Source organism: Candidatus Pseudothioglobus singularis PS1 (assembly GCF_001281385.1).
Classification (GTDB): domain Bacteria; phylum Pseudomonadota; class Gammaproteobacteria; order PS1; family Pseudothioglobaceae; genus Pseudothioglobus; species Pseudothioglobus singularis.
This window is the reverse complement of the sequence record NZ_CP006911.1, coordinates 995908-1020721: the sequence shown is the minus strand read 5'-3', so window position 1 is coordinate 1020721 and position 24814 is coordinate 995908. Positions and strand designations below refer to the sequence as shown.

The window sequence follows — 24814 nt, the reverse complement described above, 5'->3', positions numbered from 1 at the left end:
ATAAAAATCGCGTCTCAAGGGTATACTTGAGGCGCGATTTTTTTTATCAATAACGTAACAAAAAAATTTATATGTCTAAAATAATAATTAGAACTTTGATGTTTTCTCTATTAACCTCCCTCATGTCAATTTCAACAAATATCTTCGCAACTCCGGTCAAGGCAGCTTTTGTCTACGTAACCCCAATTGGTGATCATGGATGGACATATGCTCATCACAATGGAGTTATCCACTTAAAAAAAGTTTTGGGTGATGATGTGATCATAACTGAAGTAGAGAATGTTCCTGAAGATTCAGACTCTGAACGCGTTATTACAAGTCTTGCTCGAAAAAATGACATAGTTTTTACAACATCATTCGGTTACATGAATCCTACTGCAAATGTTGCAAAGCGTTATCCTAATGTTAAGTTTGAGCATGCAACTGGTTATATGCCTTCTAAGAATGTGGCGAACTACCAAGCTAAATTTTATGAAGGAAGGCACGTTCTAGGGAGAATTGCGGGTGGGATGACAAAGAATAATATTATTGGATGGGTTGCATCATTTCCAATTCCAGAGGTAATTCGAGATATTAATTCTGCTTTTCTAGCTGCTAAGTCCGTTAATCCTAATATTGAGATGAAGATTATATGGGTCTATACATGGTTTGACCCAGGTAAGGAATCAAATGCTGCAAATGCTCTCATTGCTCAAGGCGCAGATGTACTTTTTCAGCATACCGCTTCGACTGCTGTAATGACAACTGCAGAAGATAAGGGAGTATTTGCATTTGGCCAGGCTTCTGATATGCGTAAATGGGGCCCAAATGCACAACTGACAGGCATTATTAATGATTGGGGTCCTTATTATGTTGAGCGAGTAAAGGCTGTTAGGGATGGTACTTGGACTTCAGCAGATTCTTTTGAAGGGATTAAACAAGGGATGGTTAAGTTTGCACCGATGAATCAAAAAATACCTACTGACATTAAGAATGACGCAATGAAAGCAATCATTGATTTTGCTATGGAAAAAGTTGATCCATTTACTGGGCCAATTAATAAACAAGATGGAACGCCATGGCTAGGAGCAGGTGAGACTGCTCCAATTGCTGACTTAATGGGAATGCAGTTTTATGTTGAAGGTATTGAAAGCCAATTCCCAAATTAAAAATATTTTTGTTAGTATTAATCCTTTATAGTAATATCTATAGAATTATTTTTATTTGAGTTCCTATGTCTGAAATCTCCCACAGTTGGCTAAACGAGTTACCTAAAATTGAGCTTCATGTTCATTTAGAAGGAACGCTTGAGCCAGAGTTAATGTTTGAGTTAGCTAAAAGAAATTCTATTCCATTAAATTTTAGTGGTGTCAATGAAGTTAAAGAGGCGTATCAATTTTCTAATCTTCAAGATTTTCTTGATATCTACTATCAGGGTGCTCAAGTGCTTCTTCATGAGCAGGACTTTTATGACTTGACTTGGGCATACTTATTAAAGTGTAAAGAGCAAAATGTTCTTCATGTTGAGCCTTTCTTTGATCCTCAAACACACACAGATAGAGGCGTTCCATTTAAAGTTGTAATTAATGGCATTTCAGACGCTCTTGCGGATGCTGAAGAGCGACTTGGAATTTCATCTAAGCTCATTATGTGCTTCTTGAGGCATTTGGATGAGACGAGTGCAATTGAAACTTTAAAAAATTCAGCAGAATATACTGACTATATATATGGTGTTGGTCTAGATAGCTCTGAAAAAGGCAACCCACCTGAAAAATTTTCAAATGTTTTTAGTGCTGCTAAAGATATGGGCTACAAGTTAGTAGCGCATGCAGGTGAAGAAGGGCCAGCAAGCTATATATGGAGATCATTGGATATTCTTAATATTGAAAGAATTGACCATGGAATAAGAGCTATTGATGACCCAGAGCTAATGCTGCGATTAATTAATAATCAAATACCACTGACTGTTTGCCCGCTATCGAATGTCAAATTAAAGGTCTTTGAGGAGATGGCAAGCCATACTATTCTGGAGATGTTAGAACAAGGAGTATGCGTAACCGTTAATTCAGACGACCCTTCCTATTTTGGTGGCTATATGACTGAAAATTTTGTTTCGCTTTATGACAATCTTGGCCTTTCAAAAGACCAGGCATTAAGGCTTGTCAAAAATAGTATTGATGCCAGTTTTGCGCCAAAGAAAAGAAAGAAAGGGCTCTATAGCATATTGGATGAATTTGCAGCTGAGTAGCTAAAAAAATTTCTATTTATTTTTTATCCTGTTTCCCAACAACACTTTCGTTCATTTCATCTTCTATTTGGTCCATCATTTCATTGTGAGATTTACTCCCCCAGTCTTTTGGTTTGTCAAAAGGGGTCTGAGATACAGGTTTTTGGTTATTACGAATCTTAAAGAAACCAGAAAAGACTAGGCCAGCTTCAAATAGAAGCCAGATAGGAATAGCGATAAGGAATTGTGATATGACGTCTGGAGGCGTTAATATCATTCCAAGAACAAACGAACCAATAATAATATACGAGCGATTCTTTTTAAGTTTTTCAGCTGTGGTAATGCCAAAGATAATAAGAAGAATTGTTACAACTGGAACCTCGAAGGCGACACCAAAAGCGAAAGACACTTTAAGAATAAAATCTAAATAATATTGAATATCAGGCGCAAAATTAACAGACTCAGGGCCGACTCCAGCTAAAAAACCAAAGATGACTGGGAAAACAACATAGAAAGAGAATACCAGCCCCACATAAAATAGGATTGTTGAAGAAATGACAAGCGGCAATATCAGCCTCTTTTCATGACGATAAAGTGCTGGCGCCACAAACATCCAGAGTTGATAAAGCAGGAAGGGCATTGCAATATAGATGGCTAATATCAAGGACATTTTTAAAGGCGTTAAAAAGGGGGAGATAACCCCAATTGCAATCAAATTAGAGCCAGGTATTGCTTGGACAATAGGCGCAGCAATAAAGTTATAGATTTCATCTGCAAAAGGAAATAGTATCAAAAAGAAAATAGCAATCGCTATTACCGATCTAAGTAGTGATCTTCTAAGCTCAATCAGATGCTGAACAAGTGGAAGTTTTTCAGAAGGATTTTTTTGCTGAGACATTTATTTTTTTAAGTCTTCTTTCGAGAGAAAATTATCTTCTTCAAGAGAATGAATGCTGGAACGCACTTCCTCCGCCACTTCTGAAAGCGATATTTTTTCTTGATCCATTGAGACTTGCTCTTTGAACTCATCCACTTTTAGCTCTTCATTGATGTCAGATTTAATTTTATTTAAAAATTTATTAAATTTACCAAAGTAGAGACCTGCTTTTCGAGCAAGTGAGGGCATTTTCTCTGGACCTACAACAATTAGAGTGATGATCCCAATTATTGCAATTTCCCAGAAGCCAAAATCAAACATCCTAGTTTATACTTTAGAAAATGTTTATTTTTTATCAGACGAGTCATCTTCAGCTTCTACCTTTGCTTCAATGATGTCTTCTTTGTCATCTTTTTCAGATTCTTTCATAGATGATTTGAAGCCTTTAATAGCGCCTCCAAGTTCGTTACCGATATTTTTTAGCCTTTTACCACCAAAAATAAGAAGCACAATGACTAGAATAATAATGAGTTCGAATGGTCCTGGCATGCCCATGATATTTATCTCCTATAAATCAATATTGCCATTTTACACTTTAATCGATTATTTTTTTTAGAAGGTGATATTGTTGAATTTACTATGTTTTTTTTGATAAGTTTCATATAATGGAACAAGGTACTAATAGTTGGACAAATATATTCACATGTATTCATATTTATGTATACTAACTATTGATTTGTCATATTTAGGTGAATTTCATCACAACAAGTATGTAATCAATAAGAAGTTTACTTTTTTAAATAATAGGAGATAAAAAGTGAAAAAAATTTTTAAAAATCAAATAGCTTTAGCGCTAGCTGGAATCCTGGCTGGTACTTCTGCTGTTGCTGGAACACTCGTCATCAATGGTGACACGTCAGATCCAGCACCAAAAGCTGCTTTCCAGGCTGTTATTGATGGATTTGAAGCTGAAAACCCGGACGTAGATGTTGTTTATAACCTTTTTGATCATGAAGGTTACAAGGCTGCAATACGTAACTTCCTTAGTGCTGATGCACCTGATATTGCTTTCTGGTATGCAGGAAATAGAATGGCTCCATTTGTTGAAGCTGGTCTTTTTGCTCCAATTGATGATGTATGGGCTGACCAAGGTCTATATTCATTGATGGCTTCTTCAGCTCCAGGTATGACTATGGATGGCCAGAAATGGGGTATCCCTTACACTTACTACAACTGGGGAGTCTACTACCGTCAAGATATCTTCGAAAACCTAGGTATTGCTGTTCCTACTAATTGGGATGAGTTTATGGCTGCTGGTGAAACTTTAAAAGCTAACGGCATTACCCCAATTACTATTGGAACCAAGTATCTTTGGACTGCGGGTGGAGTATTTGACTACTTAAACCTTCGTACAAACGGTTATGAATTTCATATGGCATTAACGAGTGGTGACATTGCTTGGACTGATGATAGAGTGCGCGCAACAATGGCAAACTATCAACAGCTAATTGATGGTGGTTTCTTCCTTGAGAATCATGCTGCACTTAGCTGGCAGGAAGCTTTAGCTCCAATGGCTAATGGTGAGGCCGCTATGTATGTAATGGGTAACTTTGCTGTTGCTCCATTAAAAGAGTTAGGTCTAGATGACAGCTCTCTAGGTTTATTCCAGTTCCCTGCAATTACTCCGGGAGTTCCAATGGCTGAGGAAGCACCTACTGATACGATTCATCTAACTGCTGGCGCTAAAAACCCAGTTGATGCTAAGCGTTTCCTAGCATATGCTGCACGTCCTGATGTTCAGACGGCTTGGAATAAAGCGTTAGGTCAGCTGCCTACAAATTCTGGCGCAGGTGTGACTGATGACAAGTTCCTAAACCAAGCGTTCAATATGCTTAATAATGACGCACCTGGTGGTGTTGCTCAGTTCTATGATCGTGACACAAAAGCAGAAATGGCTTCAATTGGTATGGAAGCTTTTCAAGAGTTCATGGTTAAGCCAGAGCGTTTAGAGAAAATTCTAGAGCGTCTAGAAAAAGCTCGTCAAAAACTTTATTAATCAATAAGGTTTTACTATGTCCCGTGTTCAAGTATTCTTGACACGGGACTTTTTTTTTAATATTTTTAATATTGAATCTGCATGTATTCTTACTGGAAAAATAACCAACTGAAGATAGCGCCTTGGATTTTTTTAGCTCCAGGGATATTCATGTTTTCTCTGTATGTTATTTTCCCAATTTTCCAATCAATCAGTTTAAGCTTCTATCAATGGAATGGCCTTGGAACAAAGACCTATATTGGTGTTGAAAACTATATTGAGTTGATGGATGATGAGTACTTTTTTGTTTCATTAAAAAATAACGTTATTTGGCTTGTTTTATACTTATTAGCGGTTCCTGCAGGCCTTTTTGCAGCCTTATTTCTTAATCAAACAGTCAGAGGCATTAGAATCTATAAATCTATATTCTTCTTTCCATTTGTTATTTCTCAGGTAGTTGTTGGATTAGTTTTTAGTTGGTTTTATGACCCTTCAAATGGCCTTTTAAATATTATCTTAGAATTTTTTGGTTTTGACACCATCGCTATTCTTGCTGAAGAGGATTATGTGACTTACGGCATTATTGCTGCCGGTTTATGGCCTCAAACAGCATATTGTATGATTCTCTACTTAACGGGTCTAAACTCTGTTGATCCAGAACAAATTGAGGCCGGTCGAATCGATAACGCGAGAGGCTGGAGAATGTTGTGGTACGTCATATTACCGCAGCTCAAACCTGCAACCTTTATTGCAGTTGTTGTAACAATAATAGGCGCATTAAGGTCATTTGATTTAATTGATATTATGACTGGTGGTGGCCCGTGGGGATCCAGTAGGGTTCTTGCTTACTATATGTATGAGAAGGCTTTCTCAGAATATGGATTTCGAATGGGATATGGCGCTGCTATTGCCGTTGTTTTGTTGTTAATTATGATGATTTATATTGCCATGATACTTTACAGACTCTATAAAGATGAGAAGGGCGGTTAGTTATGTTTCCAACACCCATTGAGAGAACCAAGCCATCAACTCAACTGATCTACAAGATAGCACTTCCTCTATCTATTATTATTTGGCTTCTTCCGCTCATAGCTGTCGCTTTAACTTCGATACGCTCTGGAGCAGATATTAATTCAGGAAACTACTGGGGAATGCCAACTTCAATTAACTTTATTGAAAACTACACCGCTGTTTTTACAGATTCTCCCCTTGGTTACTACATTTTAAATAGTTTTAAAATAACTATTCCAACCGTGATTGGCGCATTAGTTTTATCAAGCCTTACAGGTTTTGCACTGGGTGTTTACCGTTTCAAACTGAACCTATTTGTCTTTTTTATGTTTGTTGCTGGCAACTTTATTCCTTTTCAAATACTCATGGTTCCCGTAAGAGACCTATCACTCTCTCTTGGATTGTATAACTCAGTTTGGGGGCTGGTTGTTTTTCATATTGCATTTCAGACTGGCTTTTGTACCTTTTTCATGCGCAACTTTATTCGCGCTCTTCCATTTGAGCTAATTGAGGCAGCTAGGGTTGAAGGCGTGTCGGAGTTTAAAATTTTTTGGTATGTCGTTCTTCCATTGATGCGACCAGCCATGGCGGCTTTGTCAGTTCTTATTTTTACATTTATTTGGAATGATTATTTTTGGGCTCTTGTGTTAACTCAGGGTGCAGATGCAATGCCTGTTACAGCAGGCTTAAACTCTCTTAATGGACAATGGGTTTATAATCAGCATCTTGTATCGGCTGGCTCGATAATAGCAGCCCTACCTCCAGTACTAATGTTCTTTTTAATGCAGAAGCATTTTATTGCTGGTTTAACTTTAGGAGCTGTGAAGTAATGAAACACTGGCGCCTAGATACTGATAACCAAACGCTAGTATTGTCATCTTTGGACAATAGGGTTCCGTGCCTAATTTATTGGGGTCAGAAATTACCGGGCGATGAAAGTTTAGAAGATCTAATTGAAGCCTCCAAAAAAGATTGGGGTGATAACTTATTAGATAAGGTTCCTGATCTATCAATCCTTCCTGAACAGTCTGCTAACTTTACTGGACAGCTTGGATGCAAGATAAGAGATATTAATGGTCAAATCCTATCGCCTCATTTTATTTTTCAAAGTGAAGTGGTTAATAATAACCTACTAGCTTTGACCTATATTGACAAAGCACTAGGCTTAACCTATATAGCTTCAATAACTGCCTATTCAAGTAATGATATTTTTGCTTTGAGTGCCAAGATTGAAAGTGACAATCCAATCAATATGGAGTGGTTGTCTACCCCTGTTATTGCTGCTTCTCAGAGCAGTAATGAGATGATTGATTATGGAGGACAGTGGGGCGGAGAATTCAGAAAACAATTAACACCGTGGGTCACAGGAGTGCACATGAGGGAGTCAAGATCTGGCACAACGAGCCACGCTAATTTCCCTGGTTTAATCATTCCTTCTAAGGCTTGCTCAGAAAATTTAGGTTCTTGCTATGGTTTTCATTATGGCTGGTCTGGCGGGCATCGAATGATAGCAGAGCAGCTTCCAGATGGACGAAGACAGATTCAATTTGGTAATACTGAAAATAGTGAGCTTAGTCCGGGTAAGAGTTTTGAAACGGCAGAATTATTTATTAGTCACTCTTCAGAGGGATTAAGTGGAATTGGTAAGGCATTTAGATCGCATGTAGCAGAATCTATTGTTAATTTTTCTAAGGATAAATTGAGACCTGTCCATTACAATTGCTGGGAGGCTATCTATTTTGACCATAATGTTGACCAATTAAAAGAAATAGCAAGCCTCGCTTTTGATATTGGAGCTGAGAGATTTGTACTGGATGATGGATGGTTTAAGGGTCGCCATAATGCCCATTCTAGCCTTGGCGACTGGACTGTTGATGAAATTAAATATCCACATGGGCTAAGCCCATTGGTTAATCATATTCAGTCTCTGGGTATGACTTTTGGGTTATGGTTTGAGCCAGAAATGGTGAGTCCTGATAGCGACTTGTATCGTCAGCATCCAAATTGGATCATGGGAGATGAGGATCAATTGCTTGGAAGAGGCCAGTTAGTTCTTGATATCTCATTGAAAGAGGTTCAAGATTATCTCTTTGAGAGGGTCAGCGCTTTGCTTGAAGTTTATCCAATTGAATATATTAAGTGGGATCATAATCGAGTTTTGCCCTATCCAGATGCGTCCCAAACACGATCTCTTTACCTGCTTCTGAACCGGATTCGTGACTCACACCCAGAGGTTGAGATTGAGTCTTGTTCCTCAGGCGGTGGCCGCATTGATTATGGTATTTTGAGATATGCTCAAAGGGTTTGGCTGTCAGACAGTAATGATGCTCTAGAAAGGCTACGTATTCAACATGAAGCTTTGTTGTGGCTTCCTATATCTGTAACTGGAAGTCATGTAGGTCCTAAGATTTGCCACACCTCTGGACGCGAATTATCTATGTCATTTAGGGCTTGGGTTGCCGCCCAAAGACACATGGGTTTTGAAATGGATCCTCGTGAATTGAACTCACAAGACAAAGACTTACTTAAATCAGTAACTACCTGGTGGAAGGCCAACCGCCAATGGATGGTAGAGGCGAGTATTTTCCGTTTACCCAGTATTGATGAAAGTGTGATGGCTGAAATTCAAGTTAACGCTAGCCTAGATCATTTTGTAGTTTTTGTGGGCCAAAGTATTTCATCAAAATTTAGCTCTCCAACTCCTTTGTTGCTTGAGGGGTTAAACCCAATGACGATGTATAATGTTTCTCTTGTTAACAAAAAAGAAATTAATTCGTTGAGTAAATTGGAAGAGGGTCTTTTAACCAAAACATTAAAGCTAAGTGGTCAATTTTTGATGACTCAAGGTATACAACTTCCTAAAGTTTTTCCTGCAAATATGTTGGTCATTGAGGGAGATATAGCTGCATGAGTAAAACTAACAAACGACGCTCATCAAACTGGTACGGAAAAATGGATAAAGATGGCTTTATTCATCGCAGCTGGATGAAGAGTCAAGGCCTTCCAGACCATGTTTTCGACGGTCGACCAATTATCGGAATATGTAATACCTGGTCAGAGCTTACCCCTTGCAATGCTGGCTTAAGAAAACTAGCAGAAGGAGTAAAGCGAGGTGTTTGGGAGGCAGGGGGTGTGCCTCTAGAGTTTCCAGTGATGTCTTTAGGTGAGACTCAAATGAAACCTACCGCTATGTTATTTAGAAATCTTTTATCGATGGATGTAGAGGAGAGTATTAGAGCATATGGAATAGATGGGGTTGTTCTATTGGGCGGCTGTGATAAAACGACACCTGGGCAACTGATGGGTGCGGCAAGTGTCGATTTGCCAACTATTGTTGTTTCTTCAGGCCCCATGCTTAATGGCAAATATAAAGGACAAGATATTGGCTCTGGTACCGATGTATGGCGTTTTTCAGAAGAGGTAAGAGCTGGAGATATGACATTAAAAGAATTTATGGCTGCTGAAACTGGGATGAGCCGCTCGTCTGGAGTTTGTATGACAATGGGAACAGCTTCTACGATGGCCAGTCTTGTTGAAGGAATGGGCCTTAGTTTGCCAACTAATGCCACACTTCCAGCAGTTGACGCAAGGAGAATGACGCTTGCTCATTTATCTGGAAAAAGAATTGTAGAGATGGTTGAAGAGGAGCTCAACTTGTCAAAAGTTTTAACCAAAGAAAGCTTCCAAAACGCAATCACCCTTAACAGTGCGATTGGTGGATCTACAAATTCAGTTATTCACTTATTGGCGTTAGCAGGAAGGGCAGAAATTGAGCTTAACTTAGCAGACTTCGAAAAGGCTGAAGATATTCCATTGCTAGTCAATCTGATGCCTTCAGGCAAATATCTTATGGAAGATTTTTGTTATGCAGGTGGTATCCCAGCTGTTATGGATCAGATCAGAAGCCATATTAAGCCAGCAAATACAATTCTCAATAAAGACATTACTCATTATTTTGATGAGGCTGAAATATTAAATAAAGATGTCATTAAAACTTTTAACGCCCCTCTTAAAGCATCTGCTGGCTTAAAGGTTCTTAGAGGAAACTTAGCGCCAGATGGTGCAATCATTAAGCCAGCAGCTGCAACAGAAGATTTGCTTAAGCATGAAGGCTTGGCGTATGTATTTGAAGATATTGAGGATATGAAAGCTAATATTGATAGGCCTGATCTTCCTGTTACAAAAAATACAATTCTAGTTCTAAAAGGGTGTGGCCCCAAGGGCTATCCTGGAATGCCAGAAGTTGGCAATATGCCAATCCCTAAGGTACTTGTTGAGCAGGGCGTGAGGGATATGATTCGTATTTCAGATGCACGAATGTCAGGCACAGCATTTGGAACCATAGTTCTTCATGTTGCTCCTGAGGCAAATGTGGGTGGACCGATTTCAATTGTTGAGACTGGCGATCGAATTCAAATTAATGTGAGTCAAGGCTTGCTTGAGCTTCTCGTTCCAGAATCTGAAATTGAAAAGCGCTTAAAATCTAGAAAGCAGCCAAAAGAGAACTACACTCGCGGCTATGCAAAGCTTTATATTGATAACGTCATGCAGGCTGACAAAGGTGCAGACTTAGACTTTCTGGTGGGAAAAGATACCCGCCTACCATCGCGAGAATCACACTAATGCAAAATTATGCAACCTTTAAAGATTTAGAAGATACTTCTGTTTTTATAACTGGAGGAGGCTCTGGGATTGGCGCCTCCATTACTGAAGGATTTTTATCTCAAGGAGCCAAAGTAGCCTTTGTTCAAAGGTCTGATTGTGATGAATTTTTAAGCAAAGTTTCTTCACAGTATAAGTACAAGCCATTATTTATAAAATGCGATATTACTCGAACAGATGATCTAAAGAACGCAATAGCTCATGCAAGCAAAGTCAACGGTGGAATAAATGTGCTCATTAATAATGCGGCAAATGATACTCGTCACACGCTTGAGGAGATGACCTCAGCAGAATGGGATGAGGCAATCAATATTAATTTAAAGCCACATTTCTTTTCAGCTCAAGCTGTAGCTCCAATGATGAAGTCTCAGGGTGGTGGTAGCATCATTAATTTTTCATCTAACTCCTATTTAACAGGAAATGCTGGGCTACCTGCTTATGTTACTTCTAAAGCTGGAATTACAGGCCTTACCAGGAGTTTAGCGAGAGAGCTTGGTCCTGATGGAATTAGAGTGAATACGCTGATTCCTGGATGGGTTCTAACTGAGAGACAGTTAAAGCTTTGGGCCAATGAAAAAGATTTGGCAGTTACTATGGAAAAACAATGCATTAAGGAGCACCTAATGCCTAATGATTTAATTGACTCAGCATTATTCTTGGCTTCCAATGCATCTCGAATGATGACTGGACAGGCATTAGTGGTAGATGGCGGCGTTGCAGTTACAGGATAAAAAAGAATGATGATGGACATAAAAGCGAAATGGATTGCTGCTGATTGGGGAACAACTCATATGCGCGCTTGGGCAATTGGAGATAATGACAGTGTTTTGGCATATAGGGAGTCAAATGAAGGAATGAAAGACCTTCAACAAAATGAATTTGAGCCCGTACTATTGAGACTCATCGAAAACTGGCTCGATGACAATAAAGTGACAAATGTGATGGCATGCGGCATGGTTGGGGCCAAACAGGGCTGGGTGGAAACGCCGTATTTAAAAGTGCCTTGTGTCCCAATCGACAATAGCCAGTTAACTATTGCAAGTACCAAGAATACGCACATTAAGGTCTATTTAGTTCCTGGTGTAATGCAGCACCAACCTGCTGACATTATGAGAGGTGAAGAAACTCAAATTGCAGGATTTATTAATGAAAATCCAAACTTTAATGGCGTTGTTTGCCTTCCTGGGACACATGCAAAATGGGTAAGCATTAAAGATAGACATATAACAAGCTTTAAAACTTATATGACTGGAGAACTTTTTGGTGTAATTTCAAATCACACACTGATTAGACATTCCACCTCAATAAAGGGATGGAATCAAGCCAGCTTTGAAATAGGTATCCATGAAGGCTTTGAAAACCCAGGCTCAATTGGCTCTGATCTTTTTTCGTTACGATCTGAGTCTATTGTTAATGATTTAGATAGAGATGAAGCCAGATCACGGTTATCAGGTCTTCTATTAGGGCTAGAGCTTAATGGCGCTCAAAGCTATTGGAAAAACAACAACGTTACACTCATTGGATCTGAACTTCTGTCGAATAATTACCATCAAGGACTCAAGATTCTTGGAGGAGAGAGTCAATTATTTAGCCTTGAAGCAGCTACCCTTTCTGGGTTAAGTTCAGCATACAAAGAGCTTAACTCTGAGTCAGAATAATGAAAAGAGAGATAATTGCTATTCTTCGAGGAATTAAGCCGAATGAAGTCTTGGCTGTAGCTCATTCAATTGCGGATTCAGGAATCACTCAAATCGAAGTCCCTATGAACTCACCTGATGTTTTTGACAGCATCAAATTGCTTTGTGATGAGTTTAGGGACGATATTCAGATTGGTGCTGGAACAGTAACCAATACAAAACAAGTAGAAACTCTCTCTGACATTGGGGGGGTTCGCTTTATTGTTTCCCCAAATTTTGACTCAGAGGTGGTAGAGGCAACTAAAAAAATGGGAATGATGAGCTTTCCAGGTGTCATTTCACCGACAGAGTGTTTTTCAGCTTTGAAATCTGGTGCTGATGGCTTAAAGTTTTTTCCAGCTACCCTTTTAGGGGAGGCTAATTTAAGTGCATTGAGAGCAGTTTTACCGCAAGGCATTCCTTTGTATATGGTTGGAGGAGTCGGTCCAGAAAACTTTTTATCATGGTTTGATGCTGGTGCAACTGGTTTTGGAATTGGCTCTGGACTATACAAAGCTGGTGATAGCGCTGAAATTGTTTATGAAAAAGCAAAGGCTATTGTTTTATCCTATGATAAAGCTAAATAATGATCACTGAGTCCTTACCAATAGAGCCTTGCAGTCTGGGAGAGGGGCCTCTTTGGCACCCAGGGCTAGAGTCTCTGTTCTGGTTTGATATCAACTCTCACAAGATGTTTAACTGGAAGAATGCCATACTGAAGACTTGGACATTTTCTGAGCCAGTTTCAGCGGCAGGCTGGATTGATGATGACCATCTCATTATTGCAAGTGCATCCGCATTGATAAAGTTCTCGATTTCAAAGGACACCAGGGAGACTTTAATTGATTTAGAGGCTGACATGCCCCATACTCGCTCAAATGATGGCCGAGCTGATCCATGGGGCGGTTTTTGGATAGGAACAATGGGCCTTAAGGCAGAGCAAGGTGCTGGTTCGATTTATCGGTTTCATCAAGGTCAGCTAAAAAAATTACATGAAGGTATTACTATTCCAAATAGTATTTGTTTTTCACCTGATAGGAAGTTTGTTTATTTTACTGATACATCTCAAAAAAAAATCTTAAAGCAGGATCTAGACCAATTGACTGGTTGGCCCCTCAATGAGCCCTCAATATTAATCAATCTTAAAGCTCAAGGGCTTCATCCAGATGGCTCTATCTGCGATAGCCAGGGTTATATTTGGAATGCTCAGTATGGCGCTTCTAGAGTTGCGAGATATAGTCCTGAAGGGTGGCTGGATCGAGTTGAAGAGGTTCCAGTATCTCAAGTTACATGCCCATCTCTTGGCGGGAAGTTTTTTGATACCTTGTATATCACTTCTGCATCTCAAGGATTAAATAATAATGATTTGAAAACTGAGCCTATGGCTGGTAAAGTATTTCACTTTAAAACTGATATAGCTGGTCTAGCTGAATATCAGGTAAAGATCTGAGGCTGTCATGAAACCTAAACTAGGAAGTTGTTATTATCCTGAGCACTGGCCAGAAGAACGCTGGCAAAAGGATGCTGAAGAAATGGTTGCTGCTGGCTTATCCTGGGTTCGAATCGGTGAATTTGCATGGAGCCGTTTAGAGCCAGAACAAGGCGTTCAAAACTTTGATTGGCTAGATCGCGCTATCTCTATTCTTGGAAATGTGGGTCTTAATATAGTGATGAGCACGCCAACAGCTGCTCCTCCAAGATGGGTTGTTGATAAATGTCCTGACATGCTTCTTGTTGATGTAGAAGGAAGGTCTCGTCAGTTTGGATCAAGGAGGCATTACTGTTTCTCTCATGAAGGCTACCTTGAAGAATCTCTCAGGATTTCAAAAGCCGTTGCAGAACGTTATGGGAATAACCCCTTCATCAAAGCCTGGCAGTTAGATAATGAATATGGCTGTCACGACACTACTCTATCATATAGTCCATCAGCACTAAAAGCCTTCAGGAATTGGATTGCCAAGAAATATGAATCAATTGACCAGCTTAATAAAGCGTGGAAAAACGTTTTTTGGTCCATGGAGTACAATAGTTTCGATCAGGTTGGGCTTCCAAATTTGACCGTCACAGACCCTAACCCAATCCATGAACTTGACTTTAAAAGGTTTAGTTCTGACCAAGTTGTCAACTTCAATCGAAGTCAGGCGTCAGTTATGAGACAGTATACAAAAATGCCTCTCATTCATAATTACATGGGTCGAATTACAGACTTTAATCACTACGATGTTGGTAAAGATCTAGATATAGCTAGCTGGGATAGCTATCCATTGGGTTTTCTAGAGGACCGTTCAACTCAAGATGACGAATTTAAACTCAGATTTATGCGCCATGGAGATCCTGATTTTCAGGCCTTTCATCATGATTTATATAGGACCGTTGGACAAGGTCGATGGTGGGTAATGGAGCAACAGCCTGGCCCAGTGAATTGGGCGCCATATAACCCTGAACCAGCCCCTGGTGCTGTTAGGCTTTGGTCATGGGAGGCAATTGCACATGGCGCAGAGGTGGTCAGTTACTTTCGATGGCGCCAAGCACCTTTTGCTCAAGAGCAGATGCATGCTGGCCTTCAAAGACCTGATGGCGAAAATGCCCCAGGAATCACTCAAGCCTCTCAAGTGTCTTCTGAATTAAAAGAGTTTAAAGATATTGAGCAAGTTCAATCTAAGATCGCACTTATTTTTGACTACGAAAGTTGTTGGGCATGGGAGATTCAACCTCAAGGCAAAGGCTTTGATTATTTTGAACTAGTTTATGACAATTACAGGGCCCTGAGAAGTCTTGGCCTTTCGGTGGATATTTTGCCTCCAAATCAGAGTGATCTCAAAGGCTATAAAGTTGTTCTTATGCCAGGTTTAATGCGTGTTAGTAGAGAATTAGAAGACGCCATTGAGTCATTTGAAGGTGTCCTTATATCGGGTCCAAGGGCTGGCTCTAAAACTACTAATATGTCTATTCCTTCTCAACTTCCACCCATCGTTCCAGGAGTCAAGGCTACTGTTGCTAGCGCTGAAACACTTCGACCGAATGCTTTTATTTCAATTAAAGGTCTTGGAAGCTTTAAAACTTGGATGGAGACATTAATCGATTACGATAACATCATTGAAGAGACTGAAGATGGAAGGGCTGCTGTTGTTGGGCATGAAAAAAATATCTATATTGCTGGATGGGCAGACCAGATGACATTAAAAATGATTTTTTCTAGAGTTTGCGAATCAAAAGATATTTCAACAACAAAATTAGAGGACTGTGTCAGGGTTCGCGAAACCTTAACGCATCGGTTCTGGTTTAACTACAGTAATCAAGAGTGTAATGTGGGCTCAGTCTGTATTCCGCCATCTGGTGTTATATGGGAGTCAATCAAAGGTTAGTTTTATCTGACTCTGAGTTCAGTTTTAGGGTCAAACAATAAAGCTCTTGAAGTGTCGACCTTGATACCAACTTTTGCAGCTGTTTTAGGCAATTTATCGTCCCTTGATTCGACAACAATTCTTTCTCCATTTGGAGTTTTAAGATATAAGTAAGAGACGTCACCTAGAGCCTCAGTAAATTCAACTTCAAGATCACCCGAACCTGAAATCTGAATGTGTTGAGGTCTTAATCCAATTAATAGCTCTGATTGATTTGAATCTATATCTTTAGGGGCATTCAGTTTGAGCGACTCTAGACTAGGAACTATAATTTTTGCGCCGTTTACTCTGCCCTGGACGAAGTTAATAGTTGGCGAACCAATAAACCCTGCAACAAAAACATTTTCTGGGTCATCATACAGAGACAAGGGTGAACCTACTTGTTGGATGAGTCCATCCTTAAGGATGACTATTTTGTCTGCTAATGTCATCGCCTCAACCTGATCATGGGTGACATAAATGATGGTCGTTCCAAGCTCACGATGCAGTCGTGAAATTTCAACACGCATTTCTACTCTGAGCTCTGCATCAAGGTTCGATAAAGGTTCATCAAATAAAAACACTTCAGGGCCTCTAACAATTGATCTGCCAATGGCAACTCTTTGTCTTTGACCACCTGACAAGGTTTTAGGTTTTCTGTCTAGGTACTCTTCTAGATGAAGAATACTTGCAGCCTCATTAACTTTTTGATCAATTTCATTTGAAGGCACCTTGGACATCTTAAGCCCAAATCCCATATTTTCTCTGACTGTCATGTGAGGATAAAGTGCGTAAGACTGAAACACCATGGCAATCCCTCTATCGGCAGGGTGCATCGAGGTGACATCATTTTCACCAATATGAATTGCACCACTAGTTACATCCTCTAGTCCAGATATCATTCTCAGTAAGGTAGACTTACCACAACCTGATGGTCCAACAAAAACACAAAATTCACCATCCTGAATATCTAAATCGATGCCATGAATAACCTCTAAATCATCATATTTCTTTGTTGCGTTTTTTATCTTTAATGATGCCATAGTAATTTATATTAATTGATTGATTTTTCTGGGAAACTCCAGGCGCCTGCCTCTTTGCCAATTTGCTCTGAAGTTGCCAGTAATTCAGGTTTATATTTTTCAAGACTTTCTAAACTATGAATATCAGTTGAGCTTGTGATAGAGAGGCCCCCAATTACTCTTCCATTGGATGTAAGGATAGGAGAGGAGATACAGATAATTTTTTCCTCATGCTCCTGACGATCAAATGATATCCCTTCTTTTTTGATCATAGTCAACTCCTTTCTAAGGGCTTTCTCTGAGGTAATTGTGTGATCTGTATACTTAAAGAAAGCTTGCTTAGAAATAACTTTGCTAAGTTCAGACTCCTCTAAAAAGGCCATCATTGCCTTACCTACACCCGTACAGTAAGCAGGACCAACTTTGCCTGCCTGTGAGTACATTTCAATAGGTGAAGCAGGGTTTCGTTTATCTACATATAAGACTTGACCGTTGTCGAGTTCAGCTAGGTGAACGGTTTCACCCACTTTGGCCGAGAGTTCATCAATAAATGGCACCGCAACTGGTGCTAGCGAGCTTTGCAGCCAGGCAGAATGAGCCATTCTGACAAGCTTTAGACCTAATTTATAGGTTTGCTCTTCTTCATTGTAGCTGAGCATGTCCTGGTTAAGAAGCGTTTGGAGAAGTCTGTAAAGGGTTGCTTTTGGATATTTGCTAGTTTTAAGTAGGCTAGAAAATCTAACGGGAGAGCCGATCTCAGCCACTTCACTTAAAACATCTAGTGCCTTACCAACCGTTCCATCTCCTCTCTTTTCAATAGTCATAATATAATCTTTTGATTAATTTTTAAATGCTCATTATTGAGTTAAATTTTATCAGATAATGTATACTGTTTTTGATTAAGTTTACAATAGTAAAACCTAGTTCCATTATATGGAAAAGTAGAATGAGCGAGCCTAAAAAATATATCTTATCTATTGATCAAGGAACAACTTCATCTAGGGGAGTGCTGTTTGACAGTAACTATGAAATAGCTGGAATTGGTCAGAAAGAATTTACACAAATTTTTCCTGATTCAGGATGGGTTGAGCATGATCCTGAAGAGATTTGGGAATCAACGCTTGAGAGCTGTAAAAGTGCTATTAAAAAAGCAAAAATTGACCCCGCTCAGATTGCAGCAATAGGCATCACTAACCAAAGAGAGACCACAGTCGTATGGGATAAGAAGACAGGCAAAGCGATCTATAATGCCATTGTATGGCAAGATCGTAGGACGTCAGATCAGTGCCAGAAGTTACGGGACCTTGGACACGAGGATCTTGTCACTAATAAAACGGGTCTTCTGCTTGACCCTTATTTTTGTGGCACTAAAATAGCCTGGATTTTAGATAACGTTGAGGGAGCCAGAAGAAAAGCGAATGATGGGGAATTACTTTTTGGAACAATTGACAGTTTTCTGCTTTGGCGATTAAGTAATCAAGAGGTCCATTCAACTGACGCGACCAATGCCTGTCGAACGCTTTTATACAATATTCATGAAGGCTGTTGGGATAAGGATATGCTAGAACTTTTTAATATCCCTATCACAATGCTTCCCCAAGTAAAAGATAATGCAGCAAGCTTTGCTATGGCCCATAAATCAATTTTTGGAACTGAAATTCCTATTTCAGCTATGATAGGTGATCAGCCCTCTGCTCTTGTGGGCCAGGCATGTTTTGAGCCTGGAATGGTCAAGTCTACGTATGGAACGGGTTGCTTTGTATTAATAAATACAGGGAATCAGCCGATAAAATCTAATAATAAGTTGCTGACTACCCTAGCTTTCCAAGTTAATAGCAAAACCTGCTACGCTCTAGAGGGTTCAATATTTGTAGCTGGCGCTGCTGTTCAATGGCTTCGAGATGGACTCCAAATCATAGAATCAGCTGATCAGTCTGACTCATTAGCAATGCAAGCAGATTTATCTCAAGACGTTTATCTTGTACCAGCTTTCGTGGGACTTGGGGCGCCTTATTGGGATCCAGATTGTCGCGGAGCACTTTATGGCATTACGAGAGGTACGGGTCCAGCTGAAATTACAAAGGCTACACTTGAGTCTGTTTGCTACCAAACCTCAGATCTGCTTAATGCAATTTCCAAAGATCTAGGCGATCATAAGCTGAGTGCGATTAGAGTGGATGGCGGTATGGCAGCTTCAAACTGGACAATGCAAACGCTTTCAGATTTGCTTCAGCTCCCAGTTGATAGACCAAAGAACCTAGAGACAACAGCACTTGGAGCTGCTTATTTGGCAGGTATGCAAATCGGTTTTTACCCAACCATGGAAGATTTTGCTAAATCATGGAAATCTGAGAGTCAGTTTAATTCAAAGATGTCAGACAACGAAAGAGATAAAAAACTCGCTGGATGGAAGAATGCTGTCAAGCGAACTTTGTCTAATCATTAATTTCCTAGAAAACTAATCGTCTTTTCAGCAATAAATTGACTGACTCTCACGTTGGACTCAGATGTAACTCCCGAAGTGTGAGGAGTAAGGATGCAGTTCATTGAGTTAGAGATTTCATCATAGAATTCGGCTTTAACTGGTTCTGAGCTATAAACATCGAGCGCAAAGCCACTAATTACATTTTCATGATAGGCCGCTAGTAAGTCATTCTCGTTGACAATTGTTCCTCTAGATGAATTAATAATGATTGGATTTTTTCTCATTAAATTAAAAGTATTTTCATTAATTAAATCGCTTGTCTCATCAGTCAGTGGGAGATGAATCGAAATGACATCCGAAAGACTATAAAGCTCTTCCTGCTTAACTAATGAAACTTGATGCTCATTAGCATCCGCTTGAGAAACAAAAGGGTCATAGGCAATCACCTCTGCTCCAAAAATTTGAGCTAATTTAGAAACTTTTTTACCGATTACACCAAAGCCGAGTAACCCAAGAGTTTTTCCACCTAACTCCCTTGACTCGATCGAGGTTCTAGGCCATTGACCCGACGAGGTTCCATTGTGTGCAATTGGGATATTTTTTAATAGAGAAAGGGCGCATGTAATGACGTATTCAGCAACAGAATCTGCATTCATACCTGAAGCTGGCTGCACTAAGATATTGTTATTAGAGCAGAACTCAGTGTCAATATTATCTAAACCAACGCCAAGCCTTCCAACAAACCTCAAGTTTTTTGCATTAGCAAGTAGGGCTTCATTAAGCTGAGTCTTATTTCGAACAATGACAGCATCTGTATCCACTATTAGAGAACTTAAATTATCAAGATTCTCGTGAAGGTTTGTATCATAAGTGACCTCAAAATGTTTAGACATTTTGTCAACACTGTCCTGTTCCATGAATTCTGTTATGAGTACTTTTTTCATTTTAAATTTTTCTAGAAGGTTGTAATTTGTTTGAAAACTCTGCCACGTCGTTAGAGTTGGGCAGATTATTAATGCCGCCTATCATTGTGCACTTTAGCGATGCTGTGGCTGTTGCAAGTTCGATTGCCTCTTGTATGGGTTTAGTAGTAATGAAATGAGCAAAAGCGCCATGAAAAACATCTCCAGCACCATTCGTTTCTTTTACTTCAACGAGGGGTGAGTCACAATGAAAAATTTCTCCATTGTCGATCCAATAAACGCCTTTAGATCCTTGGGTTACCGCATAAAATTTTGGGTTACTTTGATAGAGACTTTTTAGTGCTTCTATGATAGGTGTGTTGTTTGTGTATCGATTCAAGCCAATTTCAGAAAAAATTGGATGGGACGAGAGATTGACTACCTCTTCAAGAAGAGTGCTATTAGAGAAATTATCAAGATCAACAACACAATTGAGCTTATTATTTTGACAATGAACTGCAACGTAATGGGCTGCTTCAATCCAGTTGGTGTCCACAAGATAAGACTGTCCAATAGAAAAATCAAAAATAGGCATTGTCTTTTCATTGATGAGCTTATCCTCATTGAAGACTGCCAGCATTCTTTCACCTTTTTTATCTTCAAAGATGTGGCTTTGTGACGTTTGAGCATCTTGAACGGTGATGGATTTAAGAGTTGGGATGCCAGATTTAATAAACTCTGACTTTAAAAAATCAGCGGCATCATCACTCCCAAATCTGCCAATAAATTCTACATTACCGCCAAGAGAACTAATGGCAAAGCTCGCAACAGGAGCAGGCCCACCGAGGCGCTTCTCTAGTCCATTTGCTACCATTTTGATTGGCTTTTCAGGAAAGCGATCAATTTTGACAACTCTGTCTAGAAAAATAGGGCCAACGCAAGTAATCATGGGGTCAATTGTAATGAAAATAGGTGGCGGGTGTTGCTAGAGGTTAAATTCACTCATCTGGACAACCCTTCCTTCTTTGATAGAGATTTCTGCGGCCTCACCAATTGCAACTGCAATGAGGCCATCGTTGAGCGAGACTTCTGGTTTGGTGTTGTTGCGAATAGCGCTGATGAACGAGGTGTGTTCATAGTATGTTGAGCCATGATGGTGTCCTGCCTGATGGATTTTAGCATCAACAGTTATGTTTTCTTTGAGTGCAGTTTGATTTTCTCTGAGTCCAATTCTGATGTCCGAGTTTGTAATTCCGGAGGAATTTGATGGCACTTCAGTTTCTACTTTTCCTACAGAACCTACTGCGCACAACTCCTCTTGATAGTCGGAGTTTTCTGCAAACATACACAAGTCTAGGAATGCTCTGACTCCATTCTCAAAGTCAACAATGACAAACGCATTATCAAGAATATCAGGTGTTTCTCCGTCATAGGACTCGTCTAGATGGTTAACGTCTTGATTGCCACTCGCATAAACTTTTAGAGGTTCACTTTGAGCAATCAGTCTCATTAGGTCAAAAAAGTGGCAACACTTTTCAACCAGAGTGCCTCCAGTCTTTATAGCGAAGCGGTTCCAGTCATCAACTTTATGAAGAAATGGAAAGCGGTGCTCACGAATAGAGAGCATTTTTAAATCACCGATAGTTTTGTTATGAATCTCTTTAATCATTCTTTGGACAGGTGGCATATAGCGATATTCCATCGCAGTCCAAATAACACCCGGATAGTCTACTGCCAATTTTTCAAATTCTTGACAGTCCTTAACAGTTGTACAGAGCGGCTTTTCTATCAGCAGATGAGCTTCTGATTTCATTACTTCTTTCAAAACTTCAATGTGCGTAAAGTTGGGTGTTGCAATGATAAATGCATCTGCAATGTTGGCCTCTACAAGGTCAATGTAATTATCAAAAATAGCAACATCATTATTAAGTAAGTCAAGAGATTCCTTGATAGATTTTTCACTAGTATCGCACAATGCAACAACCTCAGCATCATCAATAATATCTATATTAAGTATGTGCTCTTGGCCCATACACCCTGCACCAATAATGGCATATTTTAGTTTTTCTGTCATAGCGTATATGTGGGTATATTCATTTGCTGACCAAAATGAATTAATTGATCAGATATATCACCATAAGTAAATGCAACATGGTGCTCAAGTCCACCTTTAAACATTTCCTCTAATTTTTGTGGACTATTCTCACCCAGACTAATTACTCCAGAGGTTCCAGAAAAAGAGTTTGGTCTATCAATGACCTTGCCCTTCATAATGAAAAATTGAAGTGTGTTTCGAGCTTTTGAAACTCTAAATATAGTTATTTCACCCTCCTTAAGACTGAAATCATGAAGCAGGGGTTTTCTTCTATTAGAGTGAATTCCAGATTTAGCAGTACCTTTTTTTGCCATACTGATTGGGGCTAAACCACAATGCCAAAATACCAAGGAATTGTCAGCTTTGTCAACGTCAACAATATCTACGAGAAGGGAAGGGCTGTCATTCATTTGGTTAAGTATGTTGCAGCTAATTCCTCCAAGTACGTCTGCCTCGCAAGCGCAGCTTACTTTTTTTTCATTCATCATTGCCATCGGTCCACATGAAGCGCATCCATACTCTGTGAAAGTCTCTGGCCAGCATCGTATCGCAAAGGCGTCAAGATTGTGCTTATCTTTTAAACTCTCAAGACCATGATAGATTGAAAGGCTTTTATCAAATTCTTCTTGAACGAGATCCTCGGTTCCTTGAAGATAACTTGAAACAGTGCTCTTGGTTTTAAGAATAGTATCTGCTTCAACTTCTTTGGCTTCATCAAAAAGGTCTTCAAGCTCGAGATCTATCAGGGACACATTGAGCTTACTCGTTACCTCGTTGGAGTCATAGTCACAGGTATCAAAGCCTTCAGGCCTAGTTCCAATAATTCCTATAGTTTGCTTGTCAATAGTGTAATCAAAATCAGCGTGATTGTTACTAATCGTTGCTTCTTTCCAAGACAGTTGATCAACTTCAGCTGTGCCGCTTATAAAACCTAGAAATGAGGACTCATTGACTTTTTCATCAGACTCCATGATGACAAATTCTGGAGTAATGCTGTTCTTTATTAATGAGTGCATACCCAGGTTGAGGCCACAAATCGAGTTGAGCCTTAATCTTCCACCCGTTCTTGGCTCTGGAAATGAGACGATGCAAATGGGTTTGTTGATTTCTTGAGCAAAATTTAAGAGAAATTTAGCGTCTGTAAAGGTTGTTTGAAAGAGAAAAATTTTGTCACAGGGGTTACTTTTAAAAAATGTTAAAGCTTTACTGGCATCTTCATCATTCGTAATGAGCTCATTAAAGCCAATTGCACTCGGAGATAGCGACAATAAAAGTGACTTGGCGTTACTGAATTTTGACTCAGCAAACTCAACATCAAAGGTTTCCCTTGCAAGTGCTAAATATCCAATCATTCAAAACCTCCAAATTCTTTTGTAAATTGTTCAGGGCTTTCAATTTTAAATCCATTATTAAAATAAGTTTCAAGAGATTGAGCATTTGAGGCAGTTAATTCATTTAACTTATTAACATAGCTTCTAGAGTCTTTTTTTAAACCTTCTTCGACTTGCTTAATATTTGGATATTGGTTGAAGGCATCAAGCCAGATAGTTCTCCCTGCAAGATATCCTGAGGCCCCATTTTTGTAGGCAAGCTCTAAACACTTATAGAATGAATCCTTGCCCATTCCAGAGGAAAGCACAACCCATGGTTTATTATTAGTTGCTAAAGAGAGGTCTTTGAATGCTGCTTTTGTATCTTGACTTATTTCGCCTTCAAGTTGACTGCTATCGACAGGACTCTCTAATTTAAAAATATCAACTTTATATTCGTCTTTAGCGAATTCTTTAACACTATCAATAACGTGTTGGGTTTTTTTCTGTTTTTGTTCTTGGTATTCAGTCGTATGATTTTCATCATCTTGAAACGGATATACAAGAAGCTCAAGTAAAAAAGGGATACTATACTTTTCACACTCTTGACCGATTTCTCTAACGTAGTTTTTTTGGTGTTCAATTGATTTAGACTCTGCATCTGGTCTATACCAAGCAAGTACTTTTACTGCATCTCCTCCAGCTCTTTTAATTTTTTCAACACTCCAATTAGGGATATTTTTAGAGTATCTTCCTTTCTTAGTTTCTGTAAAACTGTGCTCCTCTAAAGTAATCACAAGGCCTTTTGACTTATTGAACGAAAGAAGATTAGACAAAGAATAGTGAGGATCCATTAGAATGGCTGTAGCAAACTCTGACATATGAGAGGTTATGAGCTTTTTACATTCAACTACTTGTGAGTATGTATGCTTTTTTCCTGTTGCTTGAGATATGATGTTAAAGATTGGTGGTCTTTGATCTACAGCAAGCATTTGAAAGTGATTATTTTCAGTGCAAAGTTTCTTTAGATGGATCAGTTTTCCTAAATTTTGAGTATTCATTATTGATATATAAGATTAGAATAAAGTGTTAAAGAATACAGAGTTTCATATATTGGAACAGTGTACCAAAAACGATAGGATTATTTTACTGCTATATATGAATTCATGTATACTCCAATTTGAATAATTTTATATATTTTTAACTTTTC

Annotated in this window: 23 protein-coding genes; 13 read left to right on the top strand and 10 right to left on the bottom strand. The window is 39.2% G+C overall.

Annotation, left to right across the window (positions count from 1 at the left end; translation table 11 throughout):
• Positions 1 to 122 precede the first annotated feature (122 nt).
• Positions 123 to 1148 carry a BMP family ABC transporter substrate-binding protein gene (locus W908_RS05215; RefSeq protein ID WP_053820789.1) on the top strand — a complete coding sequence of 342 codons (1026 nt, stop codon included), beginning with the start codon at positions 123 to 125 and terminating at the stop codon, positions 1146 to 1148.
• Between the two features lie 65 nt (positions 1149 to 1213).
• On the top strand, positions 1214 to 2227 hold the full coding sequence (locus W908_RS05210; RefSeq protein WP_053820224.1) for an adenosine deaminase: 1014 nt from the start codon (positions 1214 to 1216) through the stop codon (positions 2225 to 2227).
• 16 nt (positions 2228 to 2243) lie between these two features.
• Here the strand turns inward: W908_RS05210 and tatC are convergent, their stop codons facing one another.
• From tatC to tatA, 3 genes are read right to left on the bottom strand one after another with little or no spacing between them, the layout of a single operon-like run.
• On the bottom strand, positions 2244 to 3104 hold the full coding sequence (gene tatC / locus W908_RS05205) for a twin-arginine translocase subunit TatC (protein ID WP_053820223.1): 861 nt from the start codon (positions 3102 to 3104) through the stop codon (positions 2244 to 2246).
• Positions 3105 to 3404 (bottom strand): Sec-independent protein translocase protein TatB, encoded by a 300-nt coding sequence (gene tatB / locus W908_RS05200; RefSeq protein ID WP_053820222.1) that lies wholly within the window; start codon positions 3402 to 3404, stop codon positions 3105 to 3107. It abuts the gene before it with no gap.
• A 24-nt stretch (positions 3405 to 3428) separates the two neighbouring features.
• Positions 3429 to 3638 carry a twin-arginine translocase TatA/TatE family subunit gene (gene tatA, locus W908_RS05195; RefSeq protein WP_053820221.1) on the bottom strand — a complete coding sequence of 70 codons (210 nt, stop codon included), beginning with the start codon at positions 3636 to 3638 and terminating at the stop codon, positions 3429 to 3431.
• Positions 3639 to 3900: 262 nt separating this feature from the next.
• Here tatA and W908_RS05190 point away from each other — a divergent pair, with 262 nt between their 5' ends.
• The 10 genes from W908_RS05190 (at position 3901) to W908_RS05145 (ending at position 15832) form a co-directional block, all read left to right on the top strand.
• Positions 3901 to 5139: an ABC transporter substrate-binding protein gene (locus W908_RS05190; RefSeq protein WP_053820220.1), complete on the top strand. Its 1239-nt coding sequence runs from the start codon at positions 3901 to 3903 to the stop codon at positions 5137 to 5139.
• An 81-nt stretch (positions 5140 to 5220) separates the two neighbouring features.
• Complete coding sequence (locus W908_RS05185; RefSeq protein WP_020028265.1) at positions 5221 to 6108, top strand: carbohydrate ABC transporter permease; 888 nt, start codon at positions 5221 to 5223, stop codon at positions 6106 to 6108.
• Between the two features lie 2 nt (positions 6109 to 6110).
• On the top strand, positions 6111 to 6959 hold the full coding sequence (locus W908_RS05180) for a carbohydrate ABC transporter permease (protein WP_020028264.1): 849 nt from the start codon (positions 6111 to 6113) through the stop codon (positions 6957 to 6959).
• Positions 6959 to 9040, top strand: a complete 2082-nt coding sequence (locus W908_RS05175; protein WP_053820218.1) for an alpha-galactosidase — start codon at positions 6959 to 6961, stop codon at positions 9038 to 9040. The genes W908_RS05180 and W908_RS05175 overlap by 1 nt, the downstream gene beginning before the upstream one ends.
• A complete protein-coding gene (locus W908_RS05170) occupies positions 9037 to 10752 on the top strand; it encodes an IlvD/Edd family dehydratase (RefSeq protein WP_053820217.1) in 1716 nt (571 codons plus the stop codon). Before W908_RS05175 ends, W908_RS05170 begins: the two co-directional genes overlap by 4 nt.
• Positions 10752 to 11522, top strand: a complete 771-nt coding sequence (locus W908_RS05165) for an SDR family NAD(P)-dependent oxidoreductase (protein WP_053820216.1) — start codon at positions 10752 to 10754, stop codon at positions 11520 to 11522. The genes W908_RS05170 and W908_RS05165 overlap by 1 nt, the downstream gene beginning before the upstream one ends.
• Positions 11523 to 11528: 6 nt before the next feature.
• The gene (locus W908_RS05160; protein ID WP_053820215.1) at positions 11529 to 12449 is read left to right on the top strand and encodes a 2-dehydro-3-deoxygalactonokinase; all 921 of its coding nucleotides are present in this window, start codon (positions 11529 to 11531) and stop codon (positions 12447 to 12449) included.
• A complete protein-coding gene (locus W908_RS05155; protein ID WP_053820214.1) occupies positions 12449 to 13054 on the top strand; it encodes a 2-dehydro-3-deoxy-6-phosphogalactonate aldolase in 606 nt (201 codons plus the stop codon). Before W908_RS05160 ends, W908_RS05155 begins: the two co-directional genes overlap by 1 nt.
• Complete coding sequence (locus W908_RS05150; RefSeq protein WP_020024093.1) at positions 13054 to 13917, top strand: SMP-30/gluconolactonase/LRE family protein; 864 nt, start codon at positions 13054 to 13056, stop codon at positions 13915 to 13917. The genes W908_RS05155 and W908_RS05150 overlap by 1 nt, the downstream gene beginning before the upstream one ends.
• 7 nt (positions 13918 to 13924) lie before the next feature.
• Positions 13925 to 15832 carry a beta-galactosidase gene (locus tag W908_RS05145; RefSeq protein WP_053820213.1) on the top strand — a complete coding sequence of 636 codons (1908 nt, stop codon included), beginning with the start codon at positions 13925 to 13927 and terminating at the stop codon, positions 15830 to 15832.
• 2 nt (positions 15833 to 15834) lie between these two features.
• Here the strand turns inward: W908_RS05145 and W908_RS05140 are convergent, their stop codons facing one another.
• Both W908_RS05140 and W908_RS05135 read right to left on the bottom strand, forming a co-directional pair.
• The gene (locus W908_RS05140) at positions 15835 to 16893 is read right to left on the bottom strand and encodes an ABC transporter ATP-binding protein (protein ID WP_053820212.1); all 1059 of its coding nucleotides are present in this window, start codon (positions 16891 to 16893) and stop codon (positions 15835 to 15837) included.
• A gap of 11 nt (positions 16894 to 16904) precedes the next feature.
• Positions 16905 to 17696: an IclR family transcriptional regulator gene (locus W908_RS05135; RefSeq protein ID WP_053820211.1), complete on the bottom strand. Its 792-nt coding sequence runs from the start codon at positions 17694 to 17696 to the stop codon at positions 16905 to 16907.
• Positions 17697 to 17818: 122 nt separating this feature from the next.
• On the opposite strand from W908_RS05135, the gene glpK reads away from it, so the two are divergent.
• Positions 17819 to 19318 carry a glycerol kinase GlpK gene (gene glpK, locus W908_RS05130; RefSeq protein WP_053820210.1) on the top strand — a complete coding sequence of 500 codons (1500 nt, stop codon included), beginning with the start codon at positions 17819 to 17821 and terminating at the stop codon, positions 19316 to 19318.
• Here glpK and W908_RS05125 read toward each other — a convergent pair.
• From W908_RS05125 to W908_RS05105, 5 genes are read right to left on the bottom strand one after another with little or no spacing between them, the layout of a single operon-like run.
• Positions 19315 to 20241, bottom strand: coding sequence for an NAD(P)-dependent oxidoreductase (locus W908_RS05125; RefSeq protein ID WP_082345016.1), 927 nt, complete (start codon positions 20239 to 20241; stop codon positions 19315 to 19317). The genes glpK and W908_RS05125 overlap by 4 nt on opposite strands.
• 1 nt (position 20242) lies before the next feature.
• Positions 20243 to 21148, bottom strand: a complete 906-nt coding sequence (locus W908_RS05120; protein WP_053820209.1) for a carbohydrate kinase family protein — start codon at positions 21146 to 21148, stop codon at positions 20243 to 20245.
• A gap of 36 nt (positions 21149 to 21184) precedes the next feature.
• Positions 21185 to 22273 carry a Gfo/Idh/MocA family protein gene (locus W908_RS05115; RefSeq protein ID WP_053820208.1) on the bottom strand — a complete coding sequence of 363 codons (1089 nt, stop codon included), beginning with the start codon at positions 22271 to 22273 and terminating at the stop codon, positions 21185 to 21187.
• Complete coding sequence (locus W908_RS05110; protein ID WP_053820207.1) at positions 22270 to 23646, bottom strand: hypothetical protein; 1377 nt, start codon at positions 23644 to 23646, stop codon at positions 22270 to 22272. Before W908_RS05110 ends, W908_RS05115 begins: the two co-directional genes overlap by 4 nt.
• Positions 23643 to 24665 (bottom strand): tagatose 1,6-diphosphate aldolase, encoded by a 1023-nt coding sequence (locus tag W908_RS05105; protein WP_053820206.1) that lies wholly within the window; start codon positions 24663 to 24665, stop codon positions 23643 to 23645. The genes W908_RS05110 and W908_RS05105 overlap by 4 nt, the downstream gene beginning before the upstream one ends.
• Between the last annotated feature and the right edge of the window lie 149 nt (positions 24666 to 24814).